9 protein-coding genes are annotated in these 15,777 nt (G+C 69.1%); 1 reads left to right on the forward strand and 8 read right to left on the reverse strand.

From position 1 onward, the window contains the following. Window positions 1–65: 65 nt before the first annotated feature. The 8 genes from VHU88_21600 to VHU88_21635 form a co-directional block, all read right to left on the reverse strand. Entirely contained in the window at window positions 66–1,616 is a 1,551-nt protein-coding gene (locus VHU88_21600; GenBank protein ID HEX3614295.1) for a sugar transferase, read from the reverse strand. 91 nt (window positions 1,617–1,707) lie between these two features. Next, window positions 1,708–3,489 carry a DUF4012 domain-containing protein gene (locus VHU88_21605; protein ID HEX3614296.1) on the reverse strand — a complete coding sequence of 594 codons (1,782 nt, stop codon included), beginning with the start codon at window positions 3,487–3,489 and terminating at the stop codon, window positions 1,708–1,710. Between the two features lie 200 nt (window positions 3,490–3,689). Then, window positions 3,690–4,982 (reverse strand): glycosyltransferase, encoded by a 1,293-nt coding sequence (locus tag VHU88_21610; GenBank protein HEX3614297.1) that lies wholly within the window; start codon window positions 4,980–4,982, stop codon window positions 3,690–3,692. Then, a complete protein-coding gene (locus VHU88_21615) occupies window positions 4,979–5,911 on the reverse strand; it encodes a GDP-L-fucose synthase (protein HEX3614298.1) in 933 nt (310 codons plus the stop codon). The genes VHU88_21610 and VHU88_21615 overlap by 4 nt, the downstream gene beginning before the upstream one ends. Beyond that, a complete protein-coding gene (locus tag VHU88_21620; GenBank protein HEX3614299.1) occupies window positions 5,908–7,266 on the reverse strand; it encodes a hypothetical protein in 1,359 nt (452 codons plus the stop codon). The genes VHU88_21615 and VHU88_21620 overlap by 4 nt, the downstream gene beginning before the upstream one ends. A 206-nt stretch (window positions 7,267–7,472) precedes the next feature. After that, on the reverse strand, window positions 7,473–9,074 hold the full coding sequence (locus VHU88_21625) for a polysaccharide biosynthesis tyrosine autokinase (GenBank protein ID HEX3614300.1): 1,602 nt from the start codon (window positions 9,072–9,074) through the stop codon (window positions 7,473–7,475). A 236-nt stretch (window positions 9,075–9,310) separates the two neighbouring features. Further along, window positions 9,311–10,054 (reverse strand): methyltransferase domain-containing protein, encoded by a 744-nt coding sequence (locus VHU88_21630; protein HEX3614301.1) that lies wholly within the window; start codon window positions 10,052–10,054, stop codon window positions 9,311–9,313. A gap of 238 nt (window positions 10,055–10,292) precedes the next feature. After that, on the reverse strand, window positions 10,293–12,518 hold the full coding sequence (locus VHU88_21635) for an acyltransferase family protein (protein HEX3614302.1): 2,226 nt from the start codon (window positions 12,516–12,518) through the stop codon (window positions 10,293–10,295). Between the two features lie 443 nt (window positions 12,519–12,961). On the opposite strand from VHU88_21635, the gene VHU88_21640 reads away from it, so the two are divergent. Next, window positions 12,962–15,739 (forward strand): Hsp70 family protein, encoded by a 2,778-nt coding sequence (locus VHU88_21640; GenBank protein ID HEX3614303.1) that lies wholly within the window; start codon window positions 12,962–12,964, stop codon window positions 15,737–15,739. The last annotated feature ends 38 nt before the right edge of the window (window positions 15,740–15,777 follow it).

The following is a 15,777-nucleotide window of genomic DNA, read 5'->3' on the forward strand; positions in this document are numbered from 1 at the left end:
AGCCGAGTTTAGTGTCGGCGGACCATGAGGATCTCCCGCTAGGCCGTTCGAGCGGCGCAGGACACTCAGCACGCGCCCCGCGCTGAAATAACCGCCCGAAAGGTCCGGGCCAGGATCAGCAGGTCGTAACTCAACGACCAGTTCTCGACGTATCTCAGGTCCAGCATCTCGGTCTGGGCCCACGTCAGGCTCGATCGACCGCTCACCTGCCACAGACCCGTCATCCCCGGCCTTACCAGCAACCGTCGACGCATGTCGGCGGAGTACTCCGAAACCTCCTCCGGCAAGGGCGGACGCGGACCGACCAATGACATCTCGCCACGCAGGACATTGAGCAATTGAGGCAGTTCATCGATCGAGTAGCGCCGCAGGATTTGACCGATCGGGGTCACCCGCGGGTCCTGGACGATCTTGAACAGGACGCCGCCGCTCTCGTTGTGATGCAGCAATTCGGCCTTGCGCGATTCCGCGTCGACGGTCATCGTGCGGAGCTTCAGAATGCGGAACTGCCGGCCACCACGCCCGACCCGGGTCTGACAGAAGAACGGCGAACCGCCGTCGTGGCTCCAGATCGCAAATCCCACCACGGCGAGCAGAGGCGCTACGAGAACCAGGCCGACTAGGGAGCCCAGGCGGTCGAAGCCGCCCTTGAGCACGCGCGCCGGACCGGACAGGCGAACTCCGGCGACCTGAACCATCGGAGCGTGACCGATCGAACGGACCGAGACGCGGTGGCGCAAAGTCTCGGTGATGCCTGCGCAAGCAACCCATTCCACGCCCGCGGTCTCCAACCGCCAGGCCAGCCGCCGCAATCGCTCACCCGAGAGGCCCGACCCGGGAAGGATCATTACGAGGTCCGGACCGGTCACGGCGAGCAGCGCTTCGAGGTCCTCGACCCGACCGCTCAGTACGTCGGGATCGGCGTCGATCTCGACATCCAACCCGGCGGTGTCCGACAGGCAGTAGCCGACGATCTCGATCCCGTGGTCCGGCGCGGTCCGCAATCTGCTCGCCCGGTCAGTCACCGTCTCCGCCGATCCGATCAGGATCGTTCGCTGCCTGCACCGGCCGCGCACCCGGGCGCGGCGCAACCAACCCAGGAGCAGCCAACGGCAGACCAGGCTTGCGCACACGACCAGCAGCAGCCCCGCCAGCCAGGTGCGATGCGGCTGGACATCGGCGACGATGGGCCCACCGGCCAGCAACCCCAACAGCCAGACCGCCGCGACCGGGACGGCTCGCGGACCAGTGCCACCGGGGTCCAACGTTTGGCTCAGGTAGCCGTGGTGCACGGCCACCAGCGCGATCCAGACCAGCACAGTCGGCACGAGAGCAACGGCGAACCAGTGCCACCCAAGGTCCGGTTCCGACCACCTGACCAAGCTCAGCCCGAGCACGGCCGCCGCACTATCGGCGACAATGGTCGCCGACCGATACACCGACCGCCAGTCCCGCCGTCGGCCGGCGGGCGCCCCGAGCGACTCGGCCTGCGCTGCTGCGACCTGCCCGAGGGCCGACGCGTCCGGTTGCGGTACGACGACGGAAACCGTGGGGCGACGCGGAGCGGGCAGTTGCACCTCGACGCCCGAGGCGCCGACCAGAGGTTGTTGCGTCATAGGTCCCCCGTGATGCGTCCGCCGGCACCGAGTACTGCGCGTGGCCGGTAGGCCGCGCGACCCGAAACCCTCGTGAGTCGACCGATCAAATTCAACTGGAAGCAACTTCCCGGGGCGAGAGGTTTGGTGCACCGTCCGCCGGACGGCTCAACGAGCCCCGTCCCGGGATTGGCGCGACGGGGTTTTCCCGGGACGGTGCCGGCTTCCCGGATTGCTGCGCGCACCCGGCCTGACGGACCGTCACAGCCATCGGACGGACCAAGGGCTGGGGGGGAACCAAGGGGGTGCCCGGCGTAGCGGGCTCCTCGAGGTGCAGGACGATCCGTCGAGTTCGCTGACGTGGCAACTCGACATCCAAGCTGTACATCGGATGGCCGTGCTCCATGCCCGAGCCGACGAATTGCGGTCGTCCATCGAGCGTCGCGGCCGTCAACCTGCCGTTCACTGAGGCCGCGAAATACACCAGCACTCGGTTATCTCCAGAGCTGACCGCATATGGGTGCGAGTCACTGCGTGCCACCACGAAAGGACTGGTCACGTCGGACGGCACCGAGTTGCGAAGATCGATCGTCACCGTCACGACGCGAACGCCGTGGCACTGCCGCGCATCCCAGGTCAACGACCGATCCAAGTAGTAATCGAGCTTGTTGCCCCCGTCGTTCACCACGGTGAGCCCGGCGTAAGGGCCGCTCGTCTCAGGCACCGCGCCGGAGACCGGCAGGCGCAGGAGTTGCGACTCGACCGCAGGGTCGGCGGTCCAGACCAGCAGACGCCGATCGCGCACCGCTCTGGCCAGCGCCGTGAGCAGACCCAAGCCGTCGCCGTGCGAGTCAGCCATCCGTTTGGTGACCGCCTCGGCCACCTGGACCAGGAACCGCTTGCGCCCGGTGATGTCCGGTCCGAATCGGAGGTAAGCCGTGTTCTCCGTCAGCTGTACGACGTTGTCCGCGGATATGCTCGAACCGTCCGGCAACGTCGCGGGCCCGACAGTCGCCAGCAGATAACTGAGAACCTGCGGATCCACGGCTACTGCGCCGTCGAGTCGCCGACCGGTCTTGGCCTGCCACATGGCCTGCCAGATCCGTGCGGCGTCGGGGAAATTCGGGCCCAGGTTGCTGTTCACGTACAACTGTTCGCTTCCCGAGGCACGCCAAAGGGTGTCGTAGTCCCGACCGAGATCGACGTTCGCCGTGACGCCGGACAGGGCGACATCGGTGTAGAAGCTCTCGAATCGGATCTTGCCGTCGGCCACGTCCATGATGCCGAAAGCCCCGGGAAGGCCACCGGTGCCCCGGGCTTCCGCGTCGTTCTGGAAGGCGACGAAATAGCTGCGCGGCCCGCCTGCGCCCAGCAGCGCAGGTGCGATCTGCGCGGCGGTGTTGATCTGCCCGGCCCCGGCTCGCAGGTCCTCCAGTCGGTCCGCGAACAGGGCCCGAGCGTTGTCCACGGTGCCCCACCAGGTGCGCCTGGGCAGTCCGGCCACCGTGGCCGCAGCTTGCGAGACCGCCTTAGTCGCATCGGAGAGGACCGGCATGACGCGCTGCAGTTCGGCAGTCGGGAGTCCGGCATCGGCCCCGCGTAGCCGGCCCGGGCCGACCAACGCGCCGACGGAAGTCAGGGCACGTGACGCGGCGGTGGTCGTCCCGTCCGCCGCATCCGCTATGCCTCGGACCGAGCGCAACGGCGAGCCCAGCCAGGGAATGCGCGCTGCCGTTGCCCAAACCGGACCACGGGTGAGTCGGTGGGCCTGCCGAGCCGAGCGGCTCATTCGCTGCAGGGTCGCTTCGGCACCGGCCACGTCACGGCGATCCAGGGCGGCGCGCAGGGCGACGGCATCCGAGCGCAGGTGCTCAAGGCTCCGTGCAGCCGGCACGCCCGTCACGACCAGCCACGCCAGCCCACAGATTGGTGTCGCCACAAGGATCCGCACGGTAAGACGCCGACGGCGGCCGCGTGCGAAGGAGGCGTTCCGGACCGGTCGTCCGGTTCGTTGCCTCGGGAACGGAGGTCGGTTGCCGACCCGCGCCGACTGTTCCTGCGCAGGAAGGTGTTCCCTTTCTTCCGGAAATGCTGTCAGGTAAGCGGGGTAGCGATCGTCGAAGGACACAGAATCACCTCCATGTCACGCATCGCCCGTCCGAAGCTCAGATTCCGGAGGGCGAAGTCGCGCTGCGACCGGCCGTATGCCGCGCAGCTTTCGGGGCAGGCCGCAAGTTCACGGATCAACTGGAGCAAAGCCGCCGGATCGCTGGGGGCGACCGGGGAGGGCGCGCCCGCCAAGCGCAATTCGGCCGCGGTTGCGCTGTCCGGGCGCACCGCTGCGGCCACCGGACGGCCGCTCGAGAAGTAACTGGTGAGCTTGCTCGGCAGACTCATCTGCGCAACGCTCGGGCGCTCGTTCAACAGCAGGATGTCGGCCGCGTCCAAGACCGATCCGTAGTCCGCGTCACTGCACAGTGGGCGGAACTCGAGATTGGGAAGCCCCGAAGCCGCAATGCGCAGGCGGTCGAACTGCGATCCATCCCCCATCAACACCCAGCGCAGGCGCGGCTCGCCCTGAGCAAGTCGAGCGGCCTCGACAACGTTCTCGAGACCTTGCTTGAATCCCATGCTTCCGGTGTGGAGGATCACGGTCGCGTCCTGGGACCAGCCGAAACTTGTCCGGGTCTGTTCTCGATCCGTCCGCGGCGCAGGCACCCGAGCCCAGTTGCGCACGGTGTGAATCCGGTTTCCCGGGACTCCGTAAGACTCCAATGTCGCACGGAAGTCATCGCTCACGACGACCAGTGCGTCGGCCCGCCGCAGCACCGACTGCTCCGACCGCGCGGCGACACCCGCCAACCGACGGCCTCCGGTCACGCCGCTCTGGAGCGAGGCGGGGCCGACCAGGTCCTGCACGATCAGCACCAACCTTGCCCCGTACCGCGCGGACATGGCGGCGGCGGCCGCTGCGCCGGCCAGCGCAGGACTGACCCCGACTACGACTGTCGGGCGGTGCCGGACAGGCACGCAGCAAACATGAGCCAGGAAGGATGCCTCATACATGGCACGGCGAGCGGCGTCCGGTTGCCCGGGCACGTAGTGCTTGACCCGAGTGATCGCCACCCGGCGGCGCTCCTCCCGGAAGAGCCGCCCGCGCCGGTAAGCCGGCGGCACCGACCAGTGGGGATAGGTGGGCAGACCCGTGACCACTTCCACGGACTGCACGCGCGTCGCCAAGTGTTCGGCCAGGGCAGTTGTGTACGGTCCGATACCCGTCGGCTCGGGCCAGTAATTGATGCCCACCAGCAGCACGCGCGCGGCGGCCGTCGCGTCGGCACGCCCCGCACTGAGCTGGCCTCGATGTTTCTCGATGAGTCGTCTCATGCGACGTTCCCCAGGAACCAGCGGTAGGTCGACTCCAGACCGTCCGGCAAGGAGATTTCCGGCTTCCAACCCAGTTGTTCGATGCGCCTGACATCCAACAGCTTCCGGGGAGTTCCGTCGGGCTTGTCGGCGTCCCACTCGATCTCGCCCCGCCAGCCGACTACCCGACCCACCTCCTGCGCCAGTTCGGCGATCGTCAGGTCCGCGCCGACCCCGATGTTGATGGCCAGGTCGCCGTCGTAGTCATCCAGCAGCACGAGACAAGCCCGGGCCAAGTCGTCGACGTGCAGGAACTCCCGACGCGGGGTACCGGTTCCCCACAACGTGATCCGGTCGGCACCGTTGGTCGCAGCGTCGTGAAACTTTCGGATCATCCCGGGCAGCACGTGGCTGCTGATCGGGTCGAAGTTGTCCCCTGGCCCGTACAGGTTCGTGGGCATGGCGCTGATGTAGGGCAACGCATACTGCTTGCGCAGCGCCTGAACGTGTTGCAGGCCCGCGATCTTGGCCAGCGCGTAGGCGGAATTGGTCTCCTCGAGCGGACCGGTCAGCAGGCACTCCTCGGCGATCGGCTGCAGCGCATTCTTCGGGTAGATGCAACTCGAGCCGAGGAACAACAACTTCCGCACGCCCAGCCGGGCTGCCGCATCCATCACGTTCACCTGGATCCGCAGGTTGTCGGACAGGAACTCGGCCGGTCGAGCGCTGTTGGCCAGAATTCCGCCCACCCGGGCCGCGGCCAGTACCACGTACTCCGGACGAATCCGCTGGTACCAGGACTCGACGGACTGATGGTCCCTCAGATCCAATTCAGAGCTGTAAGCACCGACCAGGTTCGAGAACCCAGCCGCAACCAGGTGACGCCAGATCGCCGATCCGACCAATCCTCGGTGACCAGCCACGTGGACGACAGCTTCTCGAGAGATCATCTTCCCGCCTGCCAATCCGAGCGCGGTGGGAGAGCCGAGGATGCGCTGGGGTCCGGGCCACACGTGGGCCAGCAACGCAACAGGAGAACCAGCGCACCCAGATCCCAGAAGTACCGAAGATCAGAACGGAGGTTGTACTCGAGCAGGCCTACGGAAAGGAAAATGGTCAGCGCGCTGCCGACCACAAATCCGCCGGTGGAGCGAAGGCCAGGCAACGCCGCGATCGCCCGTTGCGCGGCGGTGAGTCCCGCGCCCAGCAACAGGAATACAGCGACCAGCCACCCGTAACCGGACGAGGCAAGTTCGCCGAGACCGCTGAAGGGCACCGCGCTGTTCACTCGCAACCCGCTCTTGATGTCCTCCCAGTCCGTGAACTGGCCCGGCAGCGGATCGAGGCTGGTGATCAGGGCTTTCCGGGGAAAGTGCTCCTGGGTGGCGACTACACCGGTCAGCGGCACGGAGAACAACAGATTTCCCAAAACCGAATAAGGCTCCGACACGAATGCCGAGCCAGGATCGTGGGCCAACTGGTGGGCGTAAGGGATCAGGCCGGCCGAATCCCCAGCATCGCCACGTAGGGCCAACGGCAATTGGAACAGGAAAGCCGTGGCCAGGGCCGTGACCAGGACGGTCCGCCGCCGGATGCGTCGCCCGGTGGCGAAGGCCCCGATCAGCAGGCAGACCGGCAACAGGCCGATCCCACGGGTGTCCCGGGACAACGCCAACCCGAAATAGACAACCAGCATTGCGACGCCGATGGATCGTGCGGATTTCCGGTTCGGGTCGAACACCACCAATGCCGCCAGAGTCATGCCGATGGGGGTCAGCAACGAACCGGCCTTGATCAGCAGCACTGGGCCGCCGACGGTCTGATATCCGGTACGGATCAGGACTTCGTGCCATCCCTGCCCGACGACGTGCAGGACTATCGGGACCGAGCCGGTCGACAGCAGGACCCAGCTCCCCACCGGTCGGGTCAGCCGGGGCAGGCGGATCGCGGTGGGGCGTCCCGGACGGGCCGCCACCAAGGCGCCCGTCCAGAGGCAGAGGCTCGCCGTGGCGAACGTGATCGCCGCGGCACGGTACGTTCCCGCGTCGGTGGTCAGCACCCTGGACGACGCGTCGCCTTTGTCGGCCACCGCGTCGAAGAAGTAGTACCCGGCCGCGCCAACCGAGTTCAGAACGGCGATCACCAGGGCGGCCAACGGCACTGCCTCCCGGGTCGACGCCCGCAGCGCGCCGACCTGAACCGCGGTGACGGCACCGGTCAACGCCAGCATCAGCGCATGAGAATTCGGCCATGCCAGCTCGCCGATCGCTCCGGCACAGGCAACCATGCACGGTCCAACCGCCATCCAGCGGGAGGCTGAAACCGTCGCCCCCCGGACGGGGGCGGGCGCGTCGAGTACGTGGGTCATGGCCTTCGTCCAGAGGGAGTCGATTCGTGACGACGCTCTTCCGGTGTTCGGCCGGAACAGCTGCGGTGGAGGCTGCGCGCGCCGTTCGCCGACGCGCTATCGGCCGATGTGCCGCCGGTACGGCCGCAGTCACTTCCGACGGATCACCATCGGCCGGGCTCGTTAGGGCGACGCTCGCCGAGGCTGGAGAGGATGTCGTCGACCGACCGCTCGGCTCTCGAGTAAGTCCGCGGGCCAGGCACCGAGGTGGCCACCGCAGGCGGGTCCGCCGCGACGGCGCTGGCGGCCGGCGGTCCGAGGGGCGGTGGCGGCGCCGTCCCTCGCAGGCCGTCGGGTGCCCGGCGTGCGACCGAGCGGCTGTACTCGCTGTTCTGGGTGTACCGGTATTCGTAGGAGCCCGCCTGGCTGGCGCGGGACATCGACAGGACGACACCGAAGATTGGCGCGGAGACGCGGCGGATCGTCTGCGCAGCTGCGGTGACCTGGTCGGTCCGGACTCGTCCGGACCGGGCCACCAGCACGACCCCGTCGCACTTCGCGGCGAGCACGGCCGCGTCTGCCACTGGCAGGGTCGGGGTCACGTCGAAGATCACCGTGTTGTACCGCGCCCGAAGCTCGTCCAGCAGCGCCGCCATCTTCGAGGAGGCAAGCATTTCGCTGGGATTGGGTGGCAAGGCTCCGGCTCCCAGGAAGTCCAGCAGACCCCCGCGCCACGGCTGCAGTGCAAGGTCGAGCGAGACCTGCCCGGTGAGCACGGTGGTCAGTCCGACCGCGTTCTCCACGCCCATGTACTCCGCCGCCTTCGGGCGTCGCAGGTCCGCCTCGACTATCGCAACCCGGCTGCCCGCTTGGGCCAGCGCCAAGGCGAGGTTGCAGGCGGTTACCGTCTTGCCCTCGTCGGGCAAAGCGCTGGTGACGACGATCAGTCGATTCGAACGGTCGAGGTCGACGTACTCGAGGTTCGTCCGCAGCTGCCGGAAGGTCTCGGCCAACGGTGAGTGCGGCTGGTCGTGCACGATCAGCGGACGCAACCGGACGGTCGGGTCATACTGGGTCACTCCGAGCACCGGCGCCTGGACCAGGTCGCCCAATGCCTCCGACGACTTGACGGTGCGATCCATCGTGTGCCGAGCAACCGCGGCGAACATCCCCAGCAACAGACCCAGCAGCAGCCCGAGCGACATGTCCGTCTTCTTGCGCGGCGAGACCGGAGCGACGGGTAGGTCGGCAGCCTGCACCTGGCGGGCAACCACCAATTGTTCGCCCGAGGTCGGTCGCTCGAGATCCGCCACCAGGTCGCCGAACGCGCCGGCGGCTGCATCGACCAACGTCTGCGCACGCTTCGGCGAGTCGTCTTGGACACTCAGGGTGAGCAGGACCGTGCCAGATTGGGCGGAAGCGGAGATCGCACCGGGCGCCACCGGAAATCCGACGCGACGGGAGACCTCCTCCCGGATCCTTCGGCTGCTCGCAAGATCGATGTACGACTTGATCTTCTGTTCGGACAGCAGCGAGCCCTGCAGGGCCTGATTGGCGTCCCGCGACTGGTCCGGCGTGGAAATGAAGAATGTGGTGCTGGCCTGGTATTCCGGGGTCGAGAGAAACGCTGCGGCCGACCCGAGACCAAGGCCCAGGACGGTACCGAGCAGCACCAAGAGCCAACGTTCGCGAATGACCGACACGTAGTCCTGGAAGTTCATGCAGATCCTCCGCAGTTCCTCACGTGCCCACGGTGTGACGGCCACGTAGCCGCTCCGAAGATCATGGTTTATCCGAATACGCCGGCGGTTGGTCGCTGAGCCGAACGGATGAAACGGTCCAGGTTGGGGGCGTTTCTTCGCCAGGTGTGGCGAAAGGTGTCCCGTCCGCAGCCCTCGTCGATCGACCGTGCGACGCTGCGGCGAAGAGTCGGCTGCCCCCGCCGCCGATCTGCCCTATCTGACAGCCGTCGGCCTCCAGCGGCCTGTCGGTCAGGCGAACGTCACTTGCGCCGCAGGAACACGAACAGCACGGAACGGTAACGGCCCGGGACGATCTGTGAGACGGCTCGGACGACGCGGCACGCAGCCGTTGAACCACCGAAATATGCCGGCTCGGAGTCGGCGAGGTAGGAGCAGTGCTCGAACTCGTCCTCCGGGAAATGGCGCTTCAGATCCGCCATCGTGTTGAGTCGGTAGCAGGTGGGAAACGTGTCCTTCGCCTGCCTGTCCGGCTGAACTCGGGCCAGCACCCGGCCGTGCAGCCCGTTGGGCACGACCTGGGTTGGTATCCCGATGTAGCCGAACCGATTTGGTGTCCGGGCACACAACCAAGCTCCCGGCCGCAGGACGCGCGAGATCTCGCGGGCTACCTGGGCGGGATCGCTTATGTGCTCGAAAGTGAAGTCCGAGACCATAAGATCGACCGACTTGTCGGCCAACGGGAAGGAGCCGCCGACCTTGATGGGGTGTGCATCGTCCAAGGCCGGGTTGTCCAGGACGGCCTCGTCGACGTCCAACCCGATGACCCGCGCCACCTTGCCCCGCAGTCGGCGCAGGTCGCGGCGATAGCTGACGGGATCCTCCAGGAATGCTCCCCGCCCGGCGCCCAGATCTACCACGACGGAGTCCGGGGACAGTAGGGCATTGACCCGCGAGTAGAACGCGACCGTGCTGTCGACGTGCGAGAACCCGCCGGCGGCAGATTCCGGATACAGGAGTTTCTGCGCGCCGGTTCGGTCAGCCATGAACAGGATCGTAAAGGCGCCTTCGTCCCGAACTGAATCTAATAGTCCGGACGGGTTTCGGTCGCCCGAGCCCTCGGCCGGCAGCGGAATGGGGTGGTCGATTCAGCCCGGAACGCAGGAGCGCCCGATCCTCCGCAGTGGATCGGGCACCCTCGTGGGTCGCCGAGAGTTCCTCGCCCCTGCAGCCGCGGGCGCGAGCGCGAGCGCGGATCGACACCAACCGTGGCCGGGTCGCCGCTTACTTGTGCGCTGCGGATGACTGCGACCGCAATTCCTGCTGCAGGTACGGCTCCAATGCCGGGGCCATCGTCCGGGCGAAGGTGGCCGTCAGGTGCAGGCCGTCCCGGTAGACCAGTACGCCGCCGATGACTGCCGGGCACTGCGACTCGCAGAACCAGTCCGTCAGGTCGACCATGTCCATCCCGGGGCCGCCGAGCGCGGTCGCGGCGTCGGCCAACGGGTCGGGCCGCACCCATTGCGAACGCGGTCCCGCGCAGGCCGAGTAGTCGTATCCGTGCTGGGCCACGCAGTTGGCAGGCGAGGAAGTCGTGTGTGCGGGCAGCGGGGTGGCCCGCAGCACGAGGACCTTCGAGCCCGCGGCTCGCCAGGACGTCAACTCGGCCGCGAACCCGCGGGCCCAGGCGACGTGGGCGGCCGAGGTGCGACTCGTCTGCTCGCTGAGGTCCGAGGTTACGACCACGGCGAAGTGGCCGGCTGTGGTCGCGGTCATCACCTTGCGTCCCCAGGCCAGACACGCGGCGTCCGTGGCGGGGTCCCGCAGCAGGAACTGACGGGTGGTCACCGGGCAGTCGGTGGACAGGAACTCGGAGATCCGCCAGTGGTTGCGGTCGGCCAGTTGGCGCAGGGCGGGCATCCACTGCGCGGCCAGCGAGTTACCGACCAGCGCGATGTTCACCTTGGCGTCGGCTGGGCCGTAGGTGCAGCGCGGCAACGCCACGAACGGTTCGGCGACCAGACAGTTGCTCTTCTCCGCCACCGGAAGATCCGCGGTGGCGATCAGCGGATTCGGCACGATCTGGTTGGTCGCGCTCGGGCAGCGCCGGGCCGCCAGGCGCGAGCCCGCGCCCAGGCATCCGTGGTCGGCGGCCAGCGCGGCGTGCAGCTGAGTCCAGGCCGGAGCCTCGGCCTGCCCGGCGGCCGCCAACTGCGCGCCGGAGCCGCCCACCAGCACGACGATCCCGGCCAGCGCGGCGACGAACGTACGCCACGGTTTGGTACCGGGCCGGGCCGGCCGGAACCGGTCCTCGACGAACCGCTTGCTCAGCCCGCCGAGCAGCAGGCTCAGGACGAGCACCCCGAGCTTCTCCAGGATGGACAACTGATGCCCCATCAGCTGCGGTCCGAACACGATCAGCGGCCAGTGCCACAGATAGATCGAGTACGAAGCACCGCCCAGCCACTGCAACGGCGGGGCAGCCAGCAGCAGGCCCGGGATGCTCTCGTCGGGCACCCGAGCGGCGAGGAACACCACGGTACCGAGCACCGGACCGGCGGCCATCCAGCCGGGCCACGGCGTCGCCGTGGAGAACGCGAGCACGGAACAGGCGATCGCGCCCAGGCCCGCTGCAGCGCAGATCATCCGCAACCGGTCGTCCGGCTCCTCGCCGGAACTGCGGGGCAGCATCGGGCCCACCGCCGCGAGCAGTGCGCCCACGCCGAGTTCCCAGATTCGCGACGGGGTCGCGTAGAACGCCGCAGCGGGCGACGTCGCGGTGATGCTGACCGACCACGCGAACGAACCGAGGACGAGCAGCGTCAGCAGCACACCGGCGACCGCCCGGTCGTCGCGACGAATCCGCCGCGCCACCCAGAAGCAGGCGAGCAGCAGGATCGGCCAGCACAGGTAGAACTGCTCGCCGACCGACAACGACCAGAACTGCTGGACCGAACCCAACCCGTCGTTGATGTCGATGCGCGGCAACGACCGCCCGGCCAACGCCCAGTTCTGCACTCCCACGGCGGCAGCCAGCACACCGGTGGCACCGTGCTTCCACTCTCCGGGCGGGCCGACCGAGGCGGACAACGCGAGCGTCGCCGCGAGCACGAGCGTCGCGGCAGGCAGCAAACGACGGATTCGCCCGCCCCAGAACGCAGCAAGTTCCACCAACCGGGACGGGCGGATCTCCAGCAACTGAGCGGTGATCAGAAAACCGGAGATCACGAAGAACACGTCCACGCCAACGAAACCGCCGCGTACCGAGTTCGGCCAGAGGTCGTACAGCATCACCAGGCAGACGGCGAGCGCGCGCAAGGCCTGGATGTCCGTGCGCCGCTGGGGTCGCTCGACCCGGACCGGCGCGACGCGTTGCGGCGGGATCACCGTTTCGGCCGCGAGGAACGCAGCGTCTCGAACCGGCGCGAGGATCGGGGATTCGGCGCAACCGAAGTCCGCCGCAGCGGTGGGCTCCTGCTCGGCAGGGCGGTTTTCCGGGTCGCGGTCCAACATTGGTGTCCTTCCACGAACGCCCCGACGGAGCCGACGTCCCCGGGCACGTGGGATTCAGCGCGACCATCTTGATCTCGCCTCGATCGCGGCCTCTACCGGATGGGCCGAATGGGGCAATCCACTCGGAAGCCCCCCAAGAGGGCACCAATTCGCCTCCGCCGGAGGCGTTCTCATAAGCGAGGCGTCATCTGGAGGGCCCGAGGCCGCCGAAATCTGACGCCCCGCGTATGAGAGTGCCCGTCCCGCGTATGAGAGTGCCCATCCCGATCATCGATGAGCGGAGCGTGCAGTGCAAAACCGCGCTGGTGCACGTCTTCGCCCATTTTGGTGGGGCCAGAATTCGGCCGCTCACCTCAGCGAGGTCAATGATTGCGCCAACACTCCCCGCCGGCTCGTCGCGTTGTGTTGCCATGAGCGGAGCCGGTTGGAGGGGGATTCCAATGGGGTATCGGCTGGGGATCGACCTTGGCGCGACCGTCGTTGTGGCGGCGGTTGCAGACGACACGGGAGCCGTACGCGCGGTTCCGCTGGGTCGGGAGGCTGCCGTTCCGGCGGCCGTGCTCGTCGACACGAACGGGGCGATCCGCTGCGGCGACGAGGCGGCCGCCGCGGCAGCCAAGCTGCCGGACCGCATGGTGCGCCGCTTCGTCCCGCGCATCGGCGACGAGATCCCGATGACGGTCGGGCCGGCCAACGGTCGGCACACGATGCTGCTCCCGCAGGACATCACCGCCGCGGTGGTCGCCTGGGTGATCGCCAAGTCCGCGGCCAACGAGCGTGCAATGCCGGACGCGGTCACCCTGGTGCACCCGGCCGGCTGGGGCGCCCACAAGCTGGAGCTCATGCAGCGCGCCCTGTCCGGGCGCGGGCTGGCGCACGTCCGGCTGGTCAGCGGCGCGGTGGCAGCCGGCCAGGCCTGGATCCGGGTCACCGGCGCCGGGCCCGGCGCCGCCTTCGCTGTGTTCGACCTCGGCGGCGAGTCGGTCGTGGCCTCGGCGCTGCGCGTCGGCGACGACGGGGCGGCCTGGCCACTCGGCGCCCCCTCGGGACGGCACGACCTCGGCGGCGTCGACTTCGACGACGCCGTCCTGCGCCACGTCCTGGGCGGCCTCGAGCCGACCGCGACGCAGTCTCTCGCCGAGGTCCGGGCGGACTCCCCCGTCCTGGAGCAGCTCCGCCTCGCCTGCCGGCAGGCCAAGGAAACGCTGTCGTCGGCCACCGATGCGACCATCGAGGTCACGCTCGACGGTCGGCGGATCACCACGCGGATCACCCGGGCCGAGTTCGAGTCTGCCGTCGCGGACGTCGCGCAGCGGTCGATCGACCTGCTGCTGGACGCCGTCGGCAGCGCCGGCCTGCGGGTCGGCGACCTGGCCGGTGTGCTGCTGTGCGGCGGCACGAGCGCGGTCCCGTTCATCGCCCAGCAGCTGACCACGCGGCTGGGCCCGACGGCCCGGCTGATGCGCGAGATCCACCCTGCTTTCACCGCCGCGGCCGGTGCCGCGCTGCTCGCCGGCGCGGCTCCGGCCGCACCCCAGCCGGCACCCGCGGGGAAGAAGCGCCCGCAGCTCGAGGTGCCGACGGTGGTCGGACGCAAGCCGGCTGTCATCGAGGCCACGGCGGCCGAGCCGACCGACGGCGCCGATCGCTGGGGAAGCATCCGAATCGCCCCGATGCGCAAGGGCGGCGAGCCGATCGTCCCCGCCGCGGCCAAGGCCACCGGCAAGCAGCACGCCCAGGCGCAGCACGCAGCTATCGCACACCAGCGTGCGGCGGCGCAGGCCGAGCAGGAGCTCGCGGTCGCGCAGGCCGCCGAGGCAGCTCGCGAGGCCATGGCCGCCCGGGCGACGGAAGCGGCCCACACGGCCGAGGACGTGGCGGCCGCGCAGCGCACCGCAGAGGCCGACGCCGCGGAGCGGGCGCGGCTGGAGGCCGAGCGCGCCGTGGCCGAGCGGGTCGCGGAGCGGGCAGAAATTGAGCACGCCCGGCTCGCGGCCGAGATCGCCCGGCTGACTGAGGAGAACGCCCGACTCGTCGCGGAGAACGCTGCCGCCGAGCAGGCAGCCGCCGAGCAGATCGCGGCGGCGGAGAAGGCCGCCACCCAGAAGGCCTTGGCCGCGGCCAAGGCGGCGGTGCGGCGGGCAGCCACGGAGCGGGCCCGGCTGGCCGAGGAGAACACGCGCCAGGCGCAGGAGCATGCCATCGCGGAGCGTGCGGCTGCCGAACGTGCGGCCACCGAGCAGGCCAACGCGAAACGCGCCGCGGCCCTGCAGACCGCTGCCGAGAAGGCGGCCACGGAACGCGCGGCCGCGCAGCAGGCAGCCGCCACGCAGGCCGCGGCCGAACGGGCTGCCGCGGAGGAGCAGCGAGCCGCCGCGGCTCGCGCCGAGCGGGAGCGCATCGCTCGCGAGCGGATCGCCCGCGAGCACGCCGAGCGCGAGCAGGCGGCGCGTAGCCGCCCGGAGGCGCCGACCACGCCCATCCCGGCTGCGCGTCGGCCCGAGGCCGACGTCGAGTTCCCGCCGGTGTACGAGGAGCCCCCGGTCGTCAGCTCGATCCCGGATCTGCCCGGTCCGGAGGCCCGCCCGAACCGGCGCCGGTCGCACGCGGGCGCAGTGGTGGCCGGGGCGGTCTCCGCGCGCAGCGTCGTCGCGCCGCGCGAGCTGGGCAGCCTCGAGGACCTGCTCGCCGCTCCGACCCCGCACCGACTGCCCGCGGCGGCGTCGAGCGTCGAGGCCCCCGCCGACCAGGACGAGAGCGCGATGGAGACGACCCTCGAGATCGTCGCCGGGACGCAGGTCGAGGAACTTTACGAGTACACCGAGGGCGAGTTCTGGATCGACGAGGACGGCCAGATCGTCGACGCCGAGGGCAACGTCTACGAGTGGGCCGACGCGGAGACCGAGTCGGAGCCGCAGGATGCGTGGCGGCGCGGGCTGGGCGTCGTCAAGCCGCGCCGGGTGCTTGCGCTGATGGCCATCACCGCCGCGCTGGTGGTCGGGTCGGGCGCCTGGCGGGCCGTCGACCCCGGCCTGCTCGGTGGCGGCAGCGACTCGTCAGGCTCACCCTCGGTCACGCAGTCGACGCCGGCCAACAACACGCCGACCACCTCGACCGCGACCAAGTCCACGAGCTCGACCAAGGCAAAGAAGCCGACCCGGACCGCCCGCGGCTCGGCGCCCACGCAGGCCAACGTGTTGACCGACCTGACCCCCTGAGCCGCCGGGGGTCCCCGGGTCGTCCGTGAGCGAGCTTG

The organism is Sporichthyaceae bacterium, from assembly GCA_036269075.1.
Classification (GTDB): domain Bacteria; phylum Actinomycetota; class Actinomycetes; order Sporichthyales; family Sporichthyaceae; genus DASQPJ01.

Excerpts from the sequence above, each read along its gene's own strand:
- VHU88_21600 (HEX3614295.1), bottom strand. The coding sequence starts at position 1,616 with ATGACGCAACAACCTCTGGTCGGCGCCTCGGGCGTCGAGGTGCAACTG.
- VHU88_21610 (HEX3614297.1), bottom strand. The coding sequence starts at position 4,982 with ATGAGACGACTCATCGAGAAACATCGAGGCCAGCTCAGTGCGGGGCGT.
- VHU88_21615 (HEX3614298.1), bottom strand. The coding sequence starts at position 5,911 with ATGATCTCTCGAGAAGCTGTCGTCCACGTGGCTGGTCACCGAGGATTG.
- VHU88_21620 (HEX3614299.1), bottom strand. The coding sequence starts at position 7,266 with ATGGCGGTTGGACCGTGCATGGTTGCCTGTGCCGGAGCGATCGGCGAG.
- VHU88_21630 (HEX3614301.1), bottom strand. The coding sequence starts at position 10,054 with ATGGCTGACCGAACCGGCGCGCAGAAACTCCTGTATCCGGAATCTGCC.
- VHU88_21640 (HEX3614303.1), top strand. The coding sequence starts at position 12,962 with ATGGGGTATCGGCTGGGGATCGACCTTGGCGCGACCGTCGTTGTGGCG.